The organism is Thiobacillus thiophilus, from assembly GCF_055378705.1.
In genome coordinates this window covers 1,815,936-1,834,167 of the sequence record NZ_AP042404.1, presented here as the reverse complement: position 1 = coordinate 1,834,167, position 18,232 = coordinate 1,815,936, and the positions used below count along the sequence as shown (strand labels likewise).

At 63.2% G+C, this 18,232-nt stretch carries 18 protein-coding genes and 1 pseudogene; 10 read left to right on the top strand and 9 right to left on the bottom strand.

All coding sequences use genetic code 11. From position 1 onward, the window contains the following. Window positions 1-16: 16 nt before the first annotated feature. Window positions 17-913: a phosphoribosylaminoimidazolesuccinocarboxamide synthase gene (locus tag ACZ41T_RS08940; protein WP_464923953.1), complete on the bottom strand. Its 897-nt coding sequence runs from the start codon at window positions 911-913 to the stop codon at window positions 17-19. Window positions 914-1,051: 138 nt separating this feature from the next. Then, a pseudogene (locus tag ACZ41T_RS08935) lies at window positions 1,052-1,996 on the bottom strand (AI-2E family transporter); the annotation flags it as partial. A gap of 41 nt (window positions 1,997-2,037) precedes the next feature. On the opposite strand from ACZ41T_RS08935, the gene purM reads away from it, so the two are divergent. From purM to ACZ41T_RS08915, 4 genes are all read left to right on the top strand, one after another. Next, entirely contained in the window at window positions 2,038-3,066 is a 1,029-nt protein-coding gene (gene purM, locus ACZ41T_RS08930; protein WP_464921050.1) for a phosphoribosylformylglycinamidine cyclo-ligase, read from the top strand. A 261-nt stretch (window positions 3,067-3,327) separates the two neighbouring features. Then, entirely contained in the window at window positions 3,328-3,963 is a 636-nt protein-coding gene (gene purN / locus ACZ41T_RS08925) for a phosphoribosylglycinamide formyltransferase (protein WP_464923952.1), read from the top strand. Between the two features lie 2 nt (window positions 3,964-3,965). Then, window positions 3,966-4,661: a DUF3108 domain-containing protein gene (locus ACZ41T_RS08920; protein ID WP_464921049.1), complete on the top strand. Its 696-nt coding sequence runs from the start codon at window positions 3,966-3,968 to the stop codon at window positions 4,659-4,661. Between the two features lie 2 nt (window positions 4,662-4,663). After that, window positions 4,664-5,686, top strand: coding sequence for a DUF3108 domain-containing protein (locus tag ACZ41T_RS08915; protein ID WP_464921048.1), 1,023 nt, complete (start codon window positions 4,664-4,666; stop codon window positions 5,684-5,686). On the opposite strand, the gene ACZ41T_RS08910 is transcribed toward ACZ41T_RS08915, so the two are convergent. From ACZ41T_RS08910 to purE, 3 genes are read right to left on the bottom strand one after another with little or no spacing between them, the layout of a single operon-like run. Next, window positions 5,683-6,156, bottom strand: a complete 474-nt coding sequence (locus ACZ41T_RS08910) for a DUF192 domain-containing protein (protein WP_464921047.1) — start codon at window positions 6,154-6,156, stop codon at window positions 5,683-5,685. The genes ACZ41T_RS08915 and ACZ41T_RS08910 overlap by 4 nt on opposite strands. Further along, window positions 6,146-7,282, bottom strand: coding sequence for a 5-(carboxyamino)imidazole ribonucleotide synthase (locus ACZ41T_RS08905; RefSeq protein WP_464921046.1), 1,137 nt, complete (start codon window positions 7,280-7,282; stop codon window positions 6,146-6,148). Before ACZ41T_RS08905 ends, ACZ41T_RS08910 begins: the two co-directional genes overlap by 11 nt. Further along, window positions 7,272-7,769 (bottom strand): 5-(carboxyamino)imidazole ribonucleotide mutase, encoded by a 498-nt coding sequence (gene purE / locus ACZ41T_RS08900; protein WP_464921045.1) that lies wholly within the window; start codon window positions 7,767-7,769, stop codon window positions 7,272-7,274. The genes ACZ41T_RS08905 and purE overlap by 11 nt, the downstream gene beginning before the upstream one ends. Before the next feature lie 90 nt (window positions 7,770-7,859). Here purE and ACZ41T_RS08895 point away from each other — a divergent pair, with 90 nt between their 5' ends. Continuing rightward, window positions 7,860-8,207: a DMT family protein gene (locus tag ACZ41T_RS08895; RefSeq protein ID WP_464921044.1), complete on the top strand. Its 348-nt coding sequence runs from the start codon at window positions 7,860-7,862 to the stop codon at window positions 8,205-8,207. A gap of 62 nt (window positions 8,208-8,269) precedes the next feature. On the opposite strand, the gene ACZ41T_RS08890 is transcribed toward ACZ41T_RS08895, so the two are convergent. The 4 genes from ACZ41T_RS08890 to ACZ41T_RS08875 all read right to left on the bottom strand — a co-directional run bounded on the left by ACZ41T_RS08890 (window position 8,270) and on the right by ACZ41T_RS08875 (window position 11,228). Beyond that, a complete protein-coding gene (locus ACZ41T_RS08890; RefSeq protein WP_464921043.1) occupies window positions 8,270-8,602 on the bottom strand; it encodes a TusE/DsrC/DsvC family sulfur relay protein in 333 nt (110 codons plus the stop codon). Between the two features lie 96 nt (window positions 8,603-8,698). Next, entirely contained in the window at window positions 8,699-9,073 is a 375-nt protein-coding gene (locus ACZ41T_RS08885; RefSeq protein ID WP_464921042.1) for a rhodanese-like domain-containing protein, read from the bottom strand. A gap of 829 nt (window positions 9,074-9,902) precedes the next feature. Further along, the gene (locus ACZ41T_RS08880; protein ID WP_464921041.1) at window positions 9,903-10,181 is read right to left on the bottom strand and encodes a hypothetical protein; all 279 of its coding nucleotides are present in this window, start codon (window positions 10,179-10,181) and stop codon (window positions 9,903-9,905) included. A gap of 123 nt (window positions 10,182-10,304) precedes the next feature. Then, window positions 10,305-11,228 carry a LysR family transcriptional regulator gene (locus ACZ41T_RS08875; RefSeq protein WP_464921040.1) on the bottom strand — a complete coding sequence of 308 codons (924 nt, stop codon included), beginning with the start codon at window positions 11,226-11,228 and terminating at the stop codon, window positions 10,305-10,307. A 198-nt stretch (window positions 11,229-11,426) separates the two neighbouring features. Here ACZ41T_RS08875 and ACZ41T_RS08870 point away from each other — a divergent pair, with 198 nt between their 5' ends. From ACZ41T_RS08870 to ACZ41T_RS08850, 5 genes are all read left to right on the top strand, one after another. Next, window positions 11,427-12,806 carry a ribulose-bisphosphate carboxylase gene (locus tag ACZ41T_RS08870; RefSeq protein WP_464921039.1) on the top strand — a complete coding sequence of 460 codons (1,380 nt, stop codon included), beginning with the start codon at window positions 11,427-11,429 and terminating at the stop codon, window positions 12,804-12,806. A 119-nt stretch (window positions 12,807-12,925) separates the two neighbouring features. Beyond that, the gene (locus tag ACZ41T_RS08865; protein ID WP_464921038.1) at window positions 12,926-13,729 is read left to right on the top strand and encodes an AAA family ATPase; all 804 of its coding nucleotides are present in this window, start codon (window positions 12,926-12,928) and stop codon (window positions 13,727-13,729) included. 82 nt (window positions 13,730-13,811) lie between these two features. Beyond that, window positions 13,812-14,348: an REP-associated tyrosine transposase gene (locus ACZ41T_RS08860; RefSeq protein WP_464921037.1), complete on the top strand. Its 537-nt coding sequence runs from the start codon at window positions 13,812-13,814 to the stop codon at window positions 14,346-14,348. An 87-nt stretch (window positions 14,349-14,435) separates the two neighbouring features. Next, window positions 14,436-16,964, top strand: a complete 2,529-nt coding sequence (locus ACZ41T_RS08855) for a nitric oxide reductase activation protein NorD (protein ID WP_464921036.1) — start codon at window positions 14,436-14,438, stop codon at window positions 16,962-16,964. Window positions 16,965-17,830: 866 nt separating this feature from the next. Next, window positions 17,831-18,175, top strand: coding sequence for a hypothetical protein (locus ACZ41T_RS08850; protein WP_464921035.1), 345 nt, complete (start codon window positions 17,831-17,833; stop codon window positions 18,173-18,175). The last annotated feature ends 57 nt before the right edge of the window (window positions 18,176-18,232 follow it).

Genomic DNA, 18,232 nt, shown 5'->3' with positions numbered 1-18,232 from the left:
GCCAGGGCCCAATCACTTATCCCAGCAATCGCGTCATCGCCTCGCGGTATTTTTCGCTGGTCTTTGTCACGATTTCGGGGGGCAGTTCCGGTCCCGGCGCCTGCTTGTTCCAGTCGCTCGCTTCCAGCCAGTCGCGTACGAACTGCTTGTCGAAGCTGGGCGGGTTGCTGCCGGGCTGGTACTGGTCGGCCGGCCAGAAGCGCGACGAATCCGGGGTCAGCGCCTCGTCGATCCACACCAGCTGCCCTTTTTCATCCAGCCCGAATTCGAACTTGGTGTCGGCGATGATGATGCCGCGCGTCAGCGCGTATTCCGCCGCAGCCTTGTACAGCGCGAGGCTGACGTCACGCACTTGCCTTGCCAGGTCGGCGCCGATCAGCCCGGCCATTTGTTCAAACGCGATGTTCTCGTCGTGGGCGCCGACCGCTGCCTTGGTCGACGGGGTGAAAATCGGCTGCGGCAGGCGGTCGGCCTGTTTCAGCCCGGCCGGCAGCGTAATTCCGCATACCGACTGGCTGGCCTGGTATTCCTTCCAGCCCGAACCGACCAGGTAGCCGCGCACGATGGCTTCCACCGGCAGCGCCTTGAGTTTTCTCACCACGATGGCGCGGCCGGCCACCTGGTCGCGTTCGTTTTCGGCAACCACCGATTCCGGTGCGATATCGAGTGCCTGGCTCGGCACGATGGCTTTGAGCTTGTCGAACCAGAACGCCGACACCCTGGTCAGCACGCAGCCCTTGCCGGGAATCGGCGTCGGCATCACCACGTCGAAGGCCGACAGGCGGTCGGTGGTGACGATCAGCAGTTTGTCGTCGCCGACGGCGTAGATGTCGCGCACCTTGCCCTTATGGACCCGCGGCAGGGAGACGATGCGCGATTCGTATAGGGGCTGGCCGGGGAGGGGTGCGGACATGGCAGTTGAGGCGAAATCGGGAGAGCCGGCATTATAGCCGCCGCGGTAGAAGGCACTGGCCTCGTACACGCCGCACAGTTCGCGCAGTGCCACCAGCAGCACCGCCGCCAGCGGCACCGCCAGCAGCACGCCGACAAAGCCGAACAACTGGCCGAATGCCGCCAGCGCAAAGATCACCGCAACCGGATGCAGGCCGACCCGTTCACCGACGATGCGCGGGGTGATCACGTAGCCTTCGAAGAGCTGGCCGACCACGAAAATCCCCACCACCCAGGCTACCCCGCTCCAGTCGGCAAACTGCAACAGCGCCACCAGCAAGGCCAGCGTCAGGCCCAGGCCGATTCCGAGAAAGGGGACGAAGGACAGCAGCCCCGTGAGAATGCCGATCGGCAGTGCATAGTCGAGCCCCAGCGCCCATAGTGCAATGCCGTGATACAGCGCGAGGATGGTCATGACCGCCAGCTGCCCGCGCATGAATTCGCCGACCACCGCGTCCATCGCGCGTGCGACGCGGGTGACCGCTCCCGTCCAGTCGCGCGGCACCAGCGCGGCGACGCGCGCTACCATGACGTCCCAGTCCTTCAGCAAATAAAACATCACGACCGGAATCAGCAGCAGGTTGACCACCACGCCTACAATCGCAAGCGCACCGGTTTGCAGGGTGGGTAGCCAGTTGGCGCCGCTTTCGGAGGCATGTTTTGTCAGCCAGGTTTTGAGAGTGTCCAGGCTGGGGGCGATGCCGAAGGTCTGCTGCAGCCAGGGCAGGAAGCGGGTTTGCAGCAGGTCGAGGGCGGCCGGGAGCCGCTGACTCAGCTCGGTGAACTGGCCTTGAAACAGGGGCAAGGCAATCAGAATCAGGCTTAATGCGGTGAGTCCCGCCAGCACGATCACCGCAACGGTTCCAGACATACGCGACCAGCCGTGCGCTTCCAGCCGGTCGACCAGCGGGTCGAACATGTAGGCCAGCAGCGCGCCGGCCAGGAAGGGCGTGAGGATGGGGCCGAGCAGGTAGATCAGTCCGCCTGCGACGAGTGGCACGGCGAACACGAGCCGGGGGAGGCTGAACGGACGGGGAGTCGACATAGGCGGTAAAATACCCCATTTTTTGCTTTCTGGAGCCGGGCGTGTCATCCATTTCCTATAAAGATGCCGGGGTCGATATCGACGCCGGCGATGCGCTGGTCGAACGGATCAAGCCGCTGGCCAGGCGCACCATGCGCCCCGAAGTGCTGACGGGCATCGGCGGCTTCGGTGCGCTGGTCGAGATTTCGAAGAAATTCAGGGAGCCGGTGCTGGTTTCCGGCACCGACGGCGTCGGCACCAAGCTTAAGCTGGCGTTCGAGCTGAACCGCCACGACACCGTCGGCATCGACCTGGTGGCAATGAGCGTCAACGACATCCTGGTGCAGGGTGCCGAACCGCTGTTTTTCCTCGACTACTTCGCCTGCGGCAAGCTCACCCTCGACACCGCCGAAGCGGTGATCTCCGGTATCGCCACCGGCTGCGAGCAGGCCGGCTGCGCGCTGATCGGCGGCGAAACCGCCGAGATGCCCGGCATGTACCCGGAAGGCGAGTACGACCTGGCCGGCTTTGCCGTCGGTGTGGTGGAAAAATCGAAAGTCATCGGCGGCCAGGACATCGTCGCGGGCGACGTGGTGCTGGGGCTGGCGTCTTCCGGCGCGCATTCCAACGGCTATTCGCTGATCCGCAAGCTGATCGATGTGTCAGGCATCGACCTCGGATCGGACTTCCACGGCCGCCCGCTTGCCGACGCCGTGATGGCGCCGACGCGGATTTACATCAAACCCGTGCTTTCGCTGCTGGAAAAGCTCAACGTCAAGGGCATGGCGCACATCACCGGCGGCGGCATCACCGGCAACCTGCCGCGTTGCCTGCCGCAAGGCGTCGCCGCCAGCGTCGATCAGGCCAGCTGGGCGCGCCCACCGCTGTTCGACTGGCTGCAGGCGGCCGGCAACGTCGAGCCGGCCGAAATGCTGCGCACCTTCAACTGCGGTATCGGACTGTGCGTCGTGGTGGCCGCAAGCGACGCCGCAGCGGCAATGGCGCACCTCACGGCAAGCGGCGAAACCGTGTGGCGCATCGGCGAAATCGTCGCGCGCCCGGATGGCGCGGAGCAGGTGATTTATTCGTGATCAGGGCGTGTTAATACCAATTTCACATCTGCGTTGCCGCGAGAAAGCGATGGATGCAAGGCGCGGCGCGCAGGCAAGGGCTATTCCCTTGCCAAGCGTCGCAACGCAGCAGACGCGCTTTCCCGCAGCAACCCGGAGGGACGGAGCCGCTTCGGGCGCATCCCTTTGTCGCGAACCACTTGCAGTGCGGGCACTGCGGCGTGTCTCACTTCGCGGGCTGCATCCCGAATCGGTTCCGTCGCAGGTGCGAAATTGGTGTTAATACGCCCTATCCGCGTCGTCGTGCTGCTGTCCGGGCGCGGCAGCAACTTTCAGGCGATTGCCGAGGCACGACTGCCGATTGAAATTGCCGCCGTCATCAGTAACCGGCCCAATGCTGCGGGGCTGGACTATGCGCGCGCGCGCGGCCTCACCGCCATTGCGCTCGACCACACCGCGTACCCCGACCGCGCAGCCTTCGACGCCCTGCTGGCCGAGGAAATCGAGCGTCACCGGCCCGATCTGGTGGTGCTGGCGGGCTACATGCGCATCCTCAGCCCGACCTTCATCGCGCGCTTCGAGGGCCGCCTGCTGAACATCCATCCCTCGCTGCTGCCGATGTTCCCGGGACTGAAAACCCATGAGCGCGCACTTGCGGAGGGGATCAAGATCCACGGCTGCACGGTACATTTCGTCACCGCCGATCTCGATCATGGCCCCATCGTCATCCAGGCCGCGGTGCCGCTGCGTGCGGACGACACCCCCGACACGTTGGCGGCGCGGGTGTTGCAGCAGGAACACCGCATCTATCCCCAGGCCGTTCGCTGGTTTGCCGAAGGCAAGCTGGAAATAAACCACGGCCGGGTAAACTTGAAGGACGATCCGGCGTCACAGTCTGTGTTTCCCACCGGAGCGTGACCATGCTCAAGATCCTGCTTCTTGCGGCCGGCCTGTTCGCCGCCGCAGCCCAGGCGGCCCCGCAGCAAATGAACCTGGTGTACGACCTCTACCGCAACGGCCATAAACTTGGCCAGGTGACCGACACCTTCATTCGCAGCGGCAACCGCTACACCCTCACCAGCGAAACGCGTGCGAATGGCCCGCTGAAAATGCTGTGGCCGGGTGTCATCCGCCTCGAAAGCACCGGCCTGGTCACCCGCCAGGGCCTGCGCCCCACGCAATTCCGGCACGCCCGCAGCGACGCGCCGCACAAGCTGGCGACCGCGCGCCTCGACTGGAAGCAGCGCAGCATCGCCTGGCAGTACAAAGGAAAATCGTGGACGGTCGATGGCTTGCTCGATGGCGCGCAGGATCAGCTGTCGCAGGTGTACCAGTTCATGTTCGCGCCCAGCCTGCCCGCCGACTACAGCCTGCAGGTGGTGAGTGGACGCGATCTCAACGACTATCGTTATGCGAAAAGCGAGGGCGGCAATCTGCAGACCCCCTTGGGTGTATTGGCCACCCGCCAATACCGGCGCATCACGCAAAAACCCGATGAAAAAGCCGTTACTGTTTGGATCGCCCCCGCGCGCAATAACCTGCCGGTGCAAATCCGGGTGAGCGAAGACGGCGTCACCCTTGAGCAGCGCCTGGTGCATGCCAGCGTCAAGGACTAGAAATGACGGGGCGCAGCGCCCGCCCATGGTGGCTGGCTCTGGCGGGATCGCTACTGCTGCATAGTGTGCTGCTTGAGGGGCTGTCCTGGCCCCTGCCGCAGTGGCAGGCCCAACCCGAATCGCTTCCCATCGAGGCGCGGCTGATGCCGGCGCCGCTTGTAGCGGCGCCGCGCCCTTCGGTGAAACCTCCTGTTCCGCCATCGCGCCCCAAGCCTGTCCCATTGCCTGAACCGGTCGAAAATGTCGCAGAAGCGGCCATACCGGAAGTCGCCGCTGACGTCGCCATGGCTGCGCCGCCCGATGAACTACCGGTTGAACTACCGGTTGAAATGCCGGGGCTTGAGCCGGAGCCTGAGAGCCTGCCCGCAGCAGGGGTCGAGCCGGCAGCGCCCCCACTAAACCCGCTGCCGCCGCGCCTCGACCTGCATTTCCAGGTGCGCTACGGGCTGGCCAGGGGCGAGCAGACATTGGTGTGGATCAACGAAGGCGATCGCTACACGATCACCAGCGTGGCCGGCGCCACCGGCCTTGCAGGCGTGTTTTATCGTGGCCGCTTCGTGCAGACCAGCCGCGGCCGCATTGCGCCGAGCGGCCTGGTGCCGGAAGAATTCTGGGATCAGCGCGGCGACAAGCGCAGCAGCGCGCGCTTCGACGCGGCCAAGGGGACGCTTACGCTGAACCCGGCAAAGGGCGCGCCGCGCCACTTCGCCTATCCGGGCGCGGTCCAGGACGCCCTCAGCCTGTTTTTCCAGCTGGCACTGACCGCACCGCCGGACGGGCAACTCACCTATACCGTTTTCAACGGTAAGAAGCTGCGCGATTACACCTATGAGGTGCGGGATGAGGCGAGCCTGGAAACCGCACTGGGCTCATTGCGCACACTGCATCTCGCGCGGATGGCCGATGGCGACGGCCGTTTCGAGGTCTGGCTGGCCATCGACCGGCACTACCTGCCGGTGCGCGTGCTGCACAGCGATGATCGAAACAACGAAGTTGAACTGGTGCTGCTGTCGATTTCGCCCTAACGGGGCAGGCCGTCCACCTGCGCGTGCGCCATGATGCCGCGGCGCTGGAATTCGCCCTGCCGCACCTCCAGCGCGTAGCGTACGTCTGTGGCCGGACAGTGCTGCGATTCGCTGCGCGGTTGCATGTCGGCGAGGCTGGTAATGCGGCCGGTCGAATCGATGAACGCAATCGACAGCGGCAGCGGCGTGTCGCGCATCCAGAAGCAATGCCGGCCCGGCTGCTCGAACACGAACAGCATGCCGCCGTCGGCGGCAAGATGCGTGCGGCCCATCAGGCCGCGCCCGCGTGCAGCCGGCGTGGCGGCAACCTCGACCACGAAGGCATGCGGGCCGATGCGCAGCGGCAGCCGCGCGTCGCCTTGTGCGGCGCCGGCTGCGCCGCACAAGGCGACCAGCGCAAGCGCGCCAAGGCGGCCGGCACCGATCGATGCGCCACAGCGCCAACCCCGAATTGATGCACTACAGTGCATCGCGCATCTGTTCGGCCAGCTTCAGCGCCGCTGCCGGATCGGCGTCGAGCACGTTGAAGTGGCCCATCTTGCGCCCCGGCCGCGCGGCTTCCTTGCCGTACAGGTGCAGCTTGATGTTGTCATGCGCGAGCAGCGCGTCCCAGTGCGGCCCGCCGTCGTGCCAGCGGTCGCCGAGGATGTTGACCATCGTTACCGGCGACAGCAGGCGGGTATCGCCGAGCGGCAGGCCGCATAGCGCGCGCACCTGCTGCTCGAACTGGTCGGTGACGCAGGCGTCCAGCGTGTAGTGGCCGGAGTTGTGCGGGCGCGGGGCGATTTCGTTGATCATCAACCGGCCGCCGGCGACGAAAAACTCGACTGCCATCACGCCGACGTAGCCGAGCTTGTCGGCCACCGCGCGCGCCATCTCGCGCGCCTGCCGGACCAGCGCGTCGGACACACGGGCGGGGACGATGGAAACGTCGAGAATGCCGTTGTCGTGGCGGTTTTCGGCGACCGGGAACAGCGCGCATTCGTCGGTGTCGCTGCGCGCCAGCACTACCGACATTTCGCATTCCAGCTTGACGAAGCCTTCCAGCACGCAGGGCTGGCCGCCGAATTCGCGGTACGCGGCACGCGCCTCTTCAAGCGTGCCGACCCGGGCCTGGCCCTTGCCGTCGTAGCCGAAGCGCGAGACCTTCAACAGTGCCGGGGCGCCGGTCGCCGCCAGCGCGGCGTCGAGGCCGGCCTCGCTGTCGACCAGCGCGAATGGCGCGGTGGCGAAGCCGTGCTCGCGCAGCCAGGATTTCTCGTGGCTGCGGTCCTGCGCGATGGCAACCGATTCTGCCCCGGGGGACACCCGGCAATGGTTCGCCAGCTCGATCAGGCTGGCGGCAGGAACGTTCTCGAATTCGGTGGTGACGGCGGCGCAGGCGGCGCCGAGCTGTCGCAGGGCGCCGTGGTCGGTGTAGTCGGCCTGCAGGTGGACGTCGGCCATCTTCCCCGCGGGGCTGGCGAAATCGGGGTCGAGCACCATGACCTTGTAGCCCATGGTGCGCGCAGCGATGGTGAACATGCGGCCGAGCTGGCCGCCGCCGAGAATGCCGAGGGTCGCGCCGGGCAGGATGGGCAGCGGCTTACTCGACATCGGGCAGGTCCATCGCCATCGCCGAGTCCGACTGGCCGCGGCGGAAGTCGTTGAGCTGCGCCGCCAGGCCGTTGTCGTAACGGGCGATCAGCGCCGCGGCAAACAGCGCCGCGTTGGCCGCGCCGGCCTCACCGATGGCAAAGGTGGCGACCGGAATGCCCTTCGGCATCTGCACGATGGAGAGCAGCGAATCCATGCCCTTGAGGTATTTCGACGGCACCGGCACACCGAGCACCGGCACGATGGTCTTGGCGGCGATCATCCCGGGCAGGTGGGCGGCGCCGCCGGCGCCGGCGATGATCGCCTTGAGGCCGCGCGCCTCCGCAGTCGAGGCGTAGTCGAACAGCAGATCCGGCGTGCGGTGCGCGGACACCACCTTGGCTTCGAAGCGGATGCCCAATTGCTTTAGCAGCATCGCCGCATGCTTCATCACCTCCCAGTCGCTGGAAGATCCCATCACCACCCCCACCTGAGGCGCATTCATCATGCCGGTCCTTGCAATGCGAAAGGCGGAATTTTAACAGCGCTGCGGGCGCATGGATTCCCTACAATGACGCCGCGTATCCCGGAGATGCCCATGTCCGCCCCACTGCAAACCCTGATCCTGCTCACGTTTTCCAATGTCTTCATGACCTTCGCCTGGTATGCGCATCTGAAAGACATGAGCAACAAGCCCTGGATGGTCGCCGCGCTCGCCAGTTGGGGTATCGCCCTGTTCGAGTACCTGCTGCAGGTGCCGGCCAACCGTATCGGCTACACCGCGATGAGTCTGCCGCAGTTGAAGATCATGCAGGAGGTGATTGCGTTATCGGTGTTTATGCCGTTCGCGGTGCTGTACATGAAGGTCGAACTGAAGTGGGATTTCCTGTGGGCGGCGCTGTGCCTGGTCGGGGCGGTGTATTTCATGTTCCGCAGCCAGCCCTGAGCCGCCATGAAAAAGCCCCAGCCCCGCGTCGCGGGGCTGGGGCTTTGACGAAGCGGCTTGATTTATACGCAGCCGGTCGGTTTCGGGGTGCCGGCGTAGCGGCCTGCCTGTTTGGCGGGTCCGAACGGGTACAGGCTGAACAGGAATTTCTTGTCGCTCCATTCCGGGCCGAATTCTTCCTTCAGGCCTTTTTGCAGGAAGCGCAGGTTGGGCGCGGTGCCGTTCTGGGAGAAGTAGTCGCGCATGTAATGGATGATCTTCCAGTGGCCTTCGCCCAGTTCCAGCTTGTCCTCCTTGGCCAGTTCGATGGCCAGTTCCTCGGACCAGTCTTCCAGGTTGACCAGATAGCCTTCGGGGTCGGTTTCGACTATTTTGCCGTTGATTTCACGTTCCATGATTGTCGTCCTTGTGTGTAATAAAAATTACGATGGACGAAACATAGAATAACCAAGTAAATTAGTCAACCATTGCGGCAAGGTGGTTATTGAGAATCATTTACGGGAAATTTTGCCACCTGCGGCCTTGTAGGCTTCGAGACCACCTTCGATATAGCGCGCTTTCACGCCTGCGGCCTGCAGGCGATCGACCACACTGTTCGAAATCGCGCCGCCGCGCACGCAGTAGATCACCACGTCGAGCGTTCGCGGGATGGCACCGATCCAGGCGTCGATTTTCTCGGGGTTTTTCCACAGCGCGCCGGGGATGGTTTCGTCGGACGCCGTGTAGTCGGCTTCGCTGCGCACGTCGAATACCAGCGTGGCGTCGGGATCGACCTTGGCGGGTTTGACGGTGCGCGCCAAATCCGCGCATTTCTCGGTTGGATTGTTGCAGCCGCAGCGCTTCAGGGGTTGGGCTTTGGGTTCCATGTTTCCTTTCTGTAAGTGTGCGATACACGTCCTAAACCTGAAGATAGCGCGGATCGATGTCCTGAGGGGTAATGATATCGATATAAAGATAGGTTTTTTACCGTTATTTGTTGGCGTTGGCCAGCCTCGTGGGAGCGGCTTTAGCCGCGATGCGGGCGGTAGCCCGCAAAGGTGGCGCGGCAAGACCCTGGCGAGCATTTGCTCTTTGCGCCTGGCGGCGCATCGCGGCTGAAACCGCTCCCACGGGGCCGTCTGCGGGATGCCGCAGGGTTGGAGCTTCATCGGAGGGGCAAGGCATAAATCAACAGCTAACAGTGACATAGCGAACTTGCAACTTTTTCACCGTTATTTGTTGGCATTGGCCAGTCCCGTGGGAGCGGCTTCAGCCGCGATGCGGGCGGTAGCCCGCAAAGGTGGCGCGGCAAGACCCTGGCGAGCATTTGCTCTTTGCGCCTGGCGGCGCATCGCGGCTGAAACCGCTCCCACGAGGCCGTCTGCGGGATGCCGCAGGGTTGGAGCTTCATCGGAGGGGCAAGGCATAAATCAACAGCTAACAGTGACATAGCGAACTTGCAACTTTTTCACCGTTATTTGTTGGCATTGGCCAGTCCCGTGGGAGCGGCTTCAGCCGCGATGCGGGCGGTAGCCCGCAAAGGTGGCGCGGCAAGACCCTGGCGAGCATTTGCTCTTTGCGCCTGGCGGCGCATCGCGGCTGAAACCGCTCCCACGAGGCCGTCTGCGGGATGCCGCAGGATTGGAGCTTCATCGGAGGGGCAAGGCATAAATCAACAGCTAACAGTGACATAGCGAACTTGCAACTTTTTCACCGTTATTTGTTGGCATTGGCCAGTCCCGTGGGAGCGGCTTCAGCCGCGATGCGGGCGGTAGCCCGCAAAGGTGGCGCGGCAAGACCCTGGCGAGCATTTGCTCTTTGCGCCTGGCGGCGCATCGCGGCTGAAACCGCTCCCACGGGGCCGTCTGCGGGATGCCGCAGGATAGGGGCTTCATCGGCAGGGCCGCCGAAGCTGATGAAGCCGAGCTTGAGCCAGTATTTGGAGGATTCACCCAGGGTGACAGGCGCGGGTGCGGCGGTGGGGTCGGTGTCCATGCGAATGGCCCCAGGTTGAATGGATGAAGCCAGGCTTGGACGGGACACCGTCCTGCGGATGAGAATCCTGACGCCGGGGGCGGGTCGCCCCGACTGGCGCGATTTTAAGGCAGTTTCGCGCAGTCAGCCGAAAGGCTTCCCCGTTGCAGCCCCTTCGGCCAGCGCCGGCGCCAGCACGAACTCCTTGAACGCCTGAGCCACCGGTGAGAGGCGTTTATCGGCGCGGTGGACGATGTACCAGTGGCGCATGATGGGAAAGCCCTCGACTTCGAGCACGGCCAGCCGCTTGAGCGCCAGTTCCATCTCCAGCGTCTGCAGCGAGAGGATGCCGAGACCCAGTCCGGCCTGCACCGCCTGCTTGATCGCCTCGTTGCTGCTCATTTCCATGCTGCTGCGGATTTCCAGTCCGCGGGCGGCGAAGAAGCGTTCCATCGCGCCGCGGGTGCCGGAGCCGGCTTCGCGCACCAGGAAGGATTCGGCAGCGAGGCTTTCGACAGAGATGTGCTTTTGCCCAGCCAGCGGATGGCCGGGCGGGGCGATCACCACCAGCGGGTTGTCCATGAAGCGGGTGGCTTCCAGGCCCAGCCCGTCCGGCACCTGGCCCATGATGGCGAGGTCGATGCGGTTGCCGACAAGCTGGTCCAGCACGGCAGCGCGGTTGGAAACATCCAGGTGGACCGATACCTCGGGATACCTGCCGCGAAACCGGGCCAGGATATCGGTGGCGACGACATTCACGGTCGAAGTCGCGGCCAGCTTGAGCTGGCCGCTGTCGATGCTCTGCAGCTGCGCCAGATTGGCCTGCAGGTCGTCCAGCCGCGCGGTGATGGCCTGGCTGGCATGCAGCACCTCGCGCCCGGCCTCGGTGAGAAAGATTTTTTTCCCCAGCTGTTCGGTGAGCCGTATTCCCAGGATGGTCTCGATTCCCCGCACCTGCATCGAGACGGCAGGCTGCGAGAGGTGCAGTTCCTCGGCCGCGCGGGAAAACGAAAGATGGCGGGCCACCGCACCAAAAACCCTGAATTGGCGCAGTGTCAGTCGGCGCATTGATGTATAAGAAAAATGATATGGTTTTAATCATAACAATTTAATTTTAATTATACGAGGCCGTGCGTATAGTTCACCCTATCGATTTCAGGGGTAAGACGCCTGGAGTGAATGGTTTTTCGTAGGGTGCGCTATGCGCACCAGACCAACGGACGGTGCGCATAGCGCACCCTACGTTATTTATCAAGGAGTCATGCAATGGATCAATCCGCACGTTACGCCGACCTCAGCCTGAAAGAGGAAGACCTGATCAAGGGTGGCAAGCACATCCTCGTCGCCTACAAGATGGCGCCCAAGACCGGCACCGGCTACCTGGAAGCCGCCGCGCACTTCGCCGCCGAGTCCTCCACCGGCACCAACGTCGAGGTTTCCACCACCGACGACTTCACCAAGGGCGTCGACGCGCTGGTCTATCTCATCGACGAAGCCACCGAGGATATGCGGATTGCTTACCCGCTGGAGCTGTTCGACCGCAACGTCACCGACGGCCGTTTCATGCTGGTGTCTTTCCTGACCCTGGTGATCGGCAACAACCAGGGCATGGGCGACATCGAACACGCCAAGATGATTGATTTCTACGTTCCCGAGCGCGCGATCCAGATGTTCGACGGCCCCGCCAGGGACATCTCCGACCTGTGGCGCATTCTCGGCCGCCCGGTCGAGAACGGCGGCTACATCGCCGGCACCATCATCAAGCCCAAGCTGGGTCTGCGCCCCGAGCCGTTCGCCAAGGCGGCCTACCAGTTCTGGCTGGGTGGCGATTTCATCAAGAACGACGAACCCCAAGGCAACCAGGTGTTCTGCCCGCTGAAGAAAGTGCTGCCCCTGGTGTATGACTCCATGAAGCGCGCCCAGGACGAAACCGGCCAGGCCAAGCTGTTCTCCATGAACATCACCGCCGATGACCACTACGAAATGCTCGCCCGCGCCGACTTCGGTCTGGAAGTGTTCGGCCCCGATGCCGACAAGCTGGCCTTCCTGGTCGATGGTTTCGTCGGCGGCCCCGGCATGGTCACCACCGCACGTCGTCAGTACCCTAGCCAGTACCTGCACTATCATCGCGCCGGCCACGGCATGGTCACCTCGCCTTCCGCCAAGCGTGGCTACACTGCCTTTGTGCTGGCCAAGATGAGCCGCCTGCAAGGCGCCTCCGGCATCCACGTCGGCACCATGGGCTATGGCAAGATGGAAGGCGAAGGCGACGACAAGATCATCGCCTACATGATCGAGCGCGACGAGTGCCAGGGTCCGGTCTACTTCCAGAAGTGGTACGGTATGAAGCCCACCACCCCGATCATCTCCGGCGGCATGAACGCACTGCGTCTGCCCGGCTTCTTCGAGAACCTCGGCCACGGCAACGTCATCAACACCGCTGGCGGCGGCGCCTACGGCCACATCGACAGCCCGGCGGACGGCGCGGTCTCGCTGCGTCAGTCCTACGAGTGCTGGAAGTCCGGAGCCGACCCGATCGAGTTTGCCAAGGAGCACAAGGAATTCGCCCGCGCATTCGAATCCTTCCCCGGCGACGCCGACAAGATCTTCCCCGGCTGGCGCGAAAAGCTGGGCGTGCATAAGTAAGCACCCCCCGCAGTAAACGCGAACGACGCCCCCGCCCTGCTGGGGCGTTGTTTTTCGTAGGGTGCGCTATGCGCACCGTGTCAAATTGGTGCGCATAGCGCACCCTACGGGAGTCGAACATGATCGACAAAGACCAGTACAAGATTCAGCAGGAACCGTTCTATCAGCAGCAGAAGAACGAAGTCGCGCTGTACGAGGCCGCCTACCGCAACCGCCTGCCGGTGATGGTGAAAGGCCCCACCGGCTGCGGCAAGTCGCGCTTCATCGAATACATGGCGTGGAAGCTTAACAAGCCGCTCATCACCGTGGCCTGCAACGAGGACATGACCGCGTCCGACCTGGTGGGGCGCTACCTGCTGGAAGCCAACGGCACCCGCTGGCTCGACGGCCCCCTCACCACCGCCGCGCGCATCGGCGCCATCTGCTATCTCGATGAAATCGTCGAGGCGCGCCAGGACACCACCGTGGTCATCCACCCGCTGACCGACCATCGTCGCGTGCTGCCGCTCGACAAGAAGGGCGAGCTGCTCCACGCGCACCCCGATTTCCAGCTGGTGATTTCCTACAATCCGGGCTACCAGACGCTGATGAAGGACTTGAAGCAATCGACCAAGCAGCGCTTCACCGCGTTCGATTTCGACTACCCCGAGGCCGCGCTGGAAACGCGGATCGTGGCGGAAGAGACCGGCATGGACGAAGCGGTGGCCGCCAGGCTGGTGAAGATTGCCAGCGTCGCCCGCAACCTGAAAGGGCACGGGCTGGACGAAGGCATCTCCACCCGTCTGCTGGTGTACGCGGCAACGCTGATCAAGGACGGCGTGGCGCCGGGTGACGCCTGCCGCATGGCGCTGGTGCGCCCGATCACCGACGACGCCGACATCCGCGACACGCTGGATCACGCCATCGACGCCACATTTGCGTGATTTGTAATGGTGCGCACGGCGCACCCTACGGCAAGGGACATGTGTAGGGTGCGCCGTGCGCACCATGGAAGGATCATCCTGAATGTCCAACTATCGGCGGGCACATGAAGGCGGGACCACTTACTTCTTCACTGTGGTGGCTTATCGCCGGCAACCGATACTCACGCGTCCGGACGTGATGGATACATTGCGCGATGCTTTCCGGAAAGTGCAGCAGACCAAGCCGTTCAGGGTCGATGCTATCGTGATTTTGCCCGATCATCTGCACGCTATCTGGACCTTGCCACCCGGGGATGCAGACTTTGGTGCGCGCTGGAGCTTGATCAAGCGCTATGTTACGAAGGGGGTAGTAAACACGGATTTGGCACCTGTGACCGATTCGATGAAGGCGCGCCGGGAATGCGGCATATGGCAGCGCCGGTTTTGGGAACACCTGATTCGCGATGATGAAGATTATGCGCGGCACATGGATTACATCCACTACAACCCGGTGAAGCATGGCCATGTTGATTGCCCAGTGGATTGGAAGCATTCCAGTTTTCAGCGCTGTGTTGAGAGAGGGATATATCCTCAGGACTGGGCAACAGGTTCAGAGATTGAAGGGGCGTTTGGTGAGTAGATTTGGTGCGCATGGCGCACCCTGCACACAATACGTATTGAACCCCGTAGGGTGCGCCATGCGCACCGACATACGAATGAGCAGACCATGACCGAAACCGAATACCAGCATCCCCTGATGGCGGCCTACTGGAGGCAGCTCGACACCCGTTTTCCGAAGGTGGAGGAGGTGTTCGAGGATGTCATGGCCGAGGCGCTGTCGCTACTCACGCGCGAAGGGCTCGATGCCTACCTCGAGGCCGGCCGGGTCATCGGCAAGCTGGGGCGTGGCGAGGAGCCGATACTGGCATTCCTGGAAAAATGGCCGTCCGCCGCGAAGGCGGTGGGCGAATCCGCTTTGCCGGCGGTGATGGCGCTGATCCAGCGCATGCAGAAGTCGCCCAACGGCCGCGCCATCGCGCCTTTTCTGCAGACGCTTGCGCCGGTGGCGCGGCGCCTGCAATCGCAGGCGCAGTTGCAGCGCTACCTCGACGTGACCCTGGATTTCATGGAGCGCACCACCGGCTCCATCCACGGCCACCACACCACCTTTCCCAGCCCGGGTCTGCCGGATTTCCTTGCCCAGGCGCCGAACCTGCTCAGCCAGCTCTCGCTGGCCGGCCTGAAGAACTGGGTGGAATACGGCATCCGCAACTACGGCACTCACCCCGAGCGGCAGAAGGATTTCTTCAGCCTGCAGTCGGCCGACAGCCGCGCGGTGCTGCAGCGCGAGCGCCACGGCACCCTGCTGGCGGACGTCGAGCACAAGCTCGACCTGTACCTGCGCGGCCTGTGGCAGGACGGCGACCACCTGGTGCCGTACTCCACCGCGTTCGACGAAATCCGCAAGCCGATTCCGTATTACGACAAGCTCGGCATCCGCCTGCCGGATGTATACGACGACTTCATTTCCCCTGTAGGGTGCATTCCATGCACCAAAAACGGTGCGCAAAGCGCACCCTACGAAGGCGAATCGCAGCCCATCCCCGGCATCGCCCCCATCCTTCCCACGCACCCCCCCGTAGGAGCGGGTTTACCCGCGATCACAGACGTTGCAATCGCGGGTAAACCCGCTCCCACGACAGCGGTTGGCGAAACCATGCGCATACCCGGCATCGACCGCTACCGCGCCGTGCTCGCCCACATCGTCGGCCACCGCCGCTGGTCCGAGGCGCAGATCGCCGACAACTGGAGCCCGTTCCAGCGCATGGCGGTGGAGTTCTTCGAGGACTGCCGCATCGAGACGCTCTTGATCCGCGAATACCCCGGCCTGCGCCGGCTTTTCCTCGCGCTGCATCCAAAGCCGCTGGAAGGCGCCTGCGATCCTGAGACCACCTCCTGCCTGCGCCACCGCATGGCGATGCTGTCGCGCGCCCTGCTGGAAACGGCTGGTGCGCATGGCGCACCCTACGGTGAGTCCAATGTAGGGTGCGCCATGCGCACCGCCCCACCGGACCATAGCCGGCACGGCTACGCTGACCCCGATTTGCGGGAGTTTGTGGAACGTTTCCACGCCATCATGGACCAGGGCGAGTCCTCGACCGGCGAAATCGCCGCGCTGGCCCTCTCCTACGTTGCCAAAACGCGCCGCCAGAGCGACCAGCTCGCCAAAATCCACTTTGCCGACACGGTCGTCGACTACCGTGACGACAACCGCCAGCTGTGGAAATTCATCGAGTCGGGCGACGAGGAAGAAGCCTTCGACGAGAAGCGCAAGATCGAGCCGGACAAGGAAATCCACGGCCTGCCGCCGCGCCATTACCCCGAATGGGACTACGCCAGCCAGACCTACCGGCCGGACTGGGCCAGCGTGTACGCCGCGCTGCATCCCAGCGGCAACCCGGCCGACATCGACCGCCTGCTCGCCAAGCACGGCGCGCTCGCCAAGCAGCTGAAGAAGATGCTCGACCTCCTGAAGCCGCAGGACAAGGTGCGCATCCGCTACCAGGAGGAGGGCAGCGAGCTCGATCTCGACGTCGCGATCCGCTCGCTGATCGACTTCAAGTGTGGCGCCACCCCCGACCCGCGTATCAACATGAGCCACCGCACCAGCGGCCGCGACATCGCCGTGCTGCTGCTGCTGGACCTGTCCGAGTCACTCAACGAAAAAGCGGTCGGCTCCGACCAGACCATTCTCGAACTCTCCCAGGAGGCGGTGTCGCTGCTGGCCTGGGCGATCGAGAAGCTGGGCGATTCGTTCGCCATCGCCGGCTTCCATTCCAACACCCGCCACGACGTGCGCTACCTGCACATCAAGGGCTACGGCGAACACTTCAACGACGACGTCAAGGCGCGCCTGGCCGCGATGAAGGCCGGCTATTCCACCCGCATGGGCGCGGCGATGCGCCATGCCGCGCATTACCTCGGCGCGCGTCCGGCCGACAAGAAGCTCATGCTCATCCTCACCGACGGCATGCCGTCCGACGTCGACGTTCACGACGAGCGCCTGCTCATCGAAGACGCCCGCCAGGCCGTCAAGGAGCTCGACCAGCAGGGCATCTTCCCCTACTGCATCAACCTCGACCCCAAGGCCGACGAATACGTCGGCGACATCTTCGGCCACCAGTACACCGTCATCGACCGCATCGAGCGGCTGCCCGAGCGGCTGCCGCAACTGTTCATGGCGCTGACGAAGTAGCCAGGAGGTTGATTGGCCTGGCGTGTCGATGTTTGTCCCAGATTGTCCATTAGGGAAGCACTGATTAATTCGATATGGCCGTCATTGCGACCGCGAGCGAAGCGCGGCGGGAAGCAATCCAGCGTATCGATCAAGCGGGCATTTCTGGATTGCCGCGTCGCTGCGCGCCTCGCAATGAATTAATCAGCGGTTCCTTAGGGCGCGAGATGTCCGGAGTAGGGTGCACTCCGTGTACCTTCAGGCGTCAATCGGTGCACAGAGTGCACCCTACGGCACTGGCCAACACCAAAAAATAACGATAAAGGAGACTAAATCAAGGCCCTTCCACAGTTGGCTGTTGAAGTCATGTCTTGCCCCCTCCGATGAAGCCCCTACCCTGCGACAGGCGGCCCCGTGGGAGCGGCTTTAGCCGCGATGCGCCGCAAGGTGCAAAGAGCAAATACTCGCCAAAGCCTTGCCGCGCCACCTTTACGGGCTGGCGCCCGCATCGCGGCTAAAGCCGCTCCCACGGGTGCCGTCTGCGGGATGTCGAGGGGTGGACTTCATTGCCGCACAAAATGGCAAATGCCGCCGGTCATCATCCATGACCGGCATCCACCAAAATGGGGTTGGACACGACACAGCACGATTAAATCATCGTTGTTTGTTGGCATTGGCCGGCCCCGTGGGAGCGGCTTTAGCCGCGATGCGCCGCAAGGTGCAAAGCGCGTCAATCGGTGCACAGAGTGCATACAACGACACTGGCCAACACCAATAAATAACGATAAAAGAGTCTAAATCAATAACAATGTGGGTGTGTGGCGCATCCTTGGCTTCTCAAGTTGGCCAGAAGTAATGAGATTGGCTAAACGGATTCGAGGCCCCAAGTGAATAGATCGCTCAGCACCATCGCCGTGGATGTAACCCCCGTCCTCCCCGGCGGGGAAAACGGGGGCGCGAAGATTTTCGTGCTGGAATTGCTGAACCGCCTGGCGGAAATGGCGCCTCAGATCCAATTTGTATTGCTCACGCAAGCTGCATCGCACGCAGAACTGGCAACACTGGATCGGCCCAGCATGCGGCGCCTGATGGTCGTCGGCCCGGTGGTGGCGAACGGAATTCGTCCATATTTGATGAGCCTGGCCTCCCACATCCCTCCCCGCAGTCACTGGCGCGCATGGGAGCTGCCCGACAAACGATGCAAGCACTTCATGCAACGGGATACAGGTTAAATTGAACACCTCGTTTAACTGTTGATCGAACATGAAAACGGCGTACTATATCCGTTG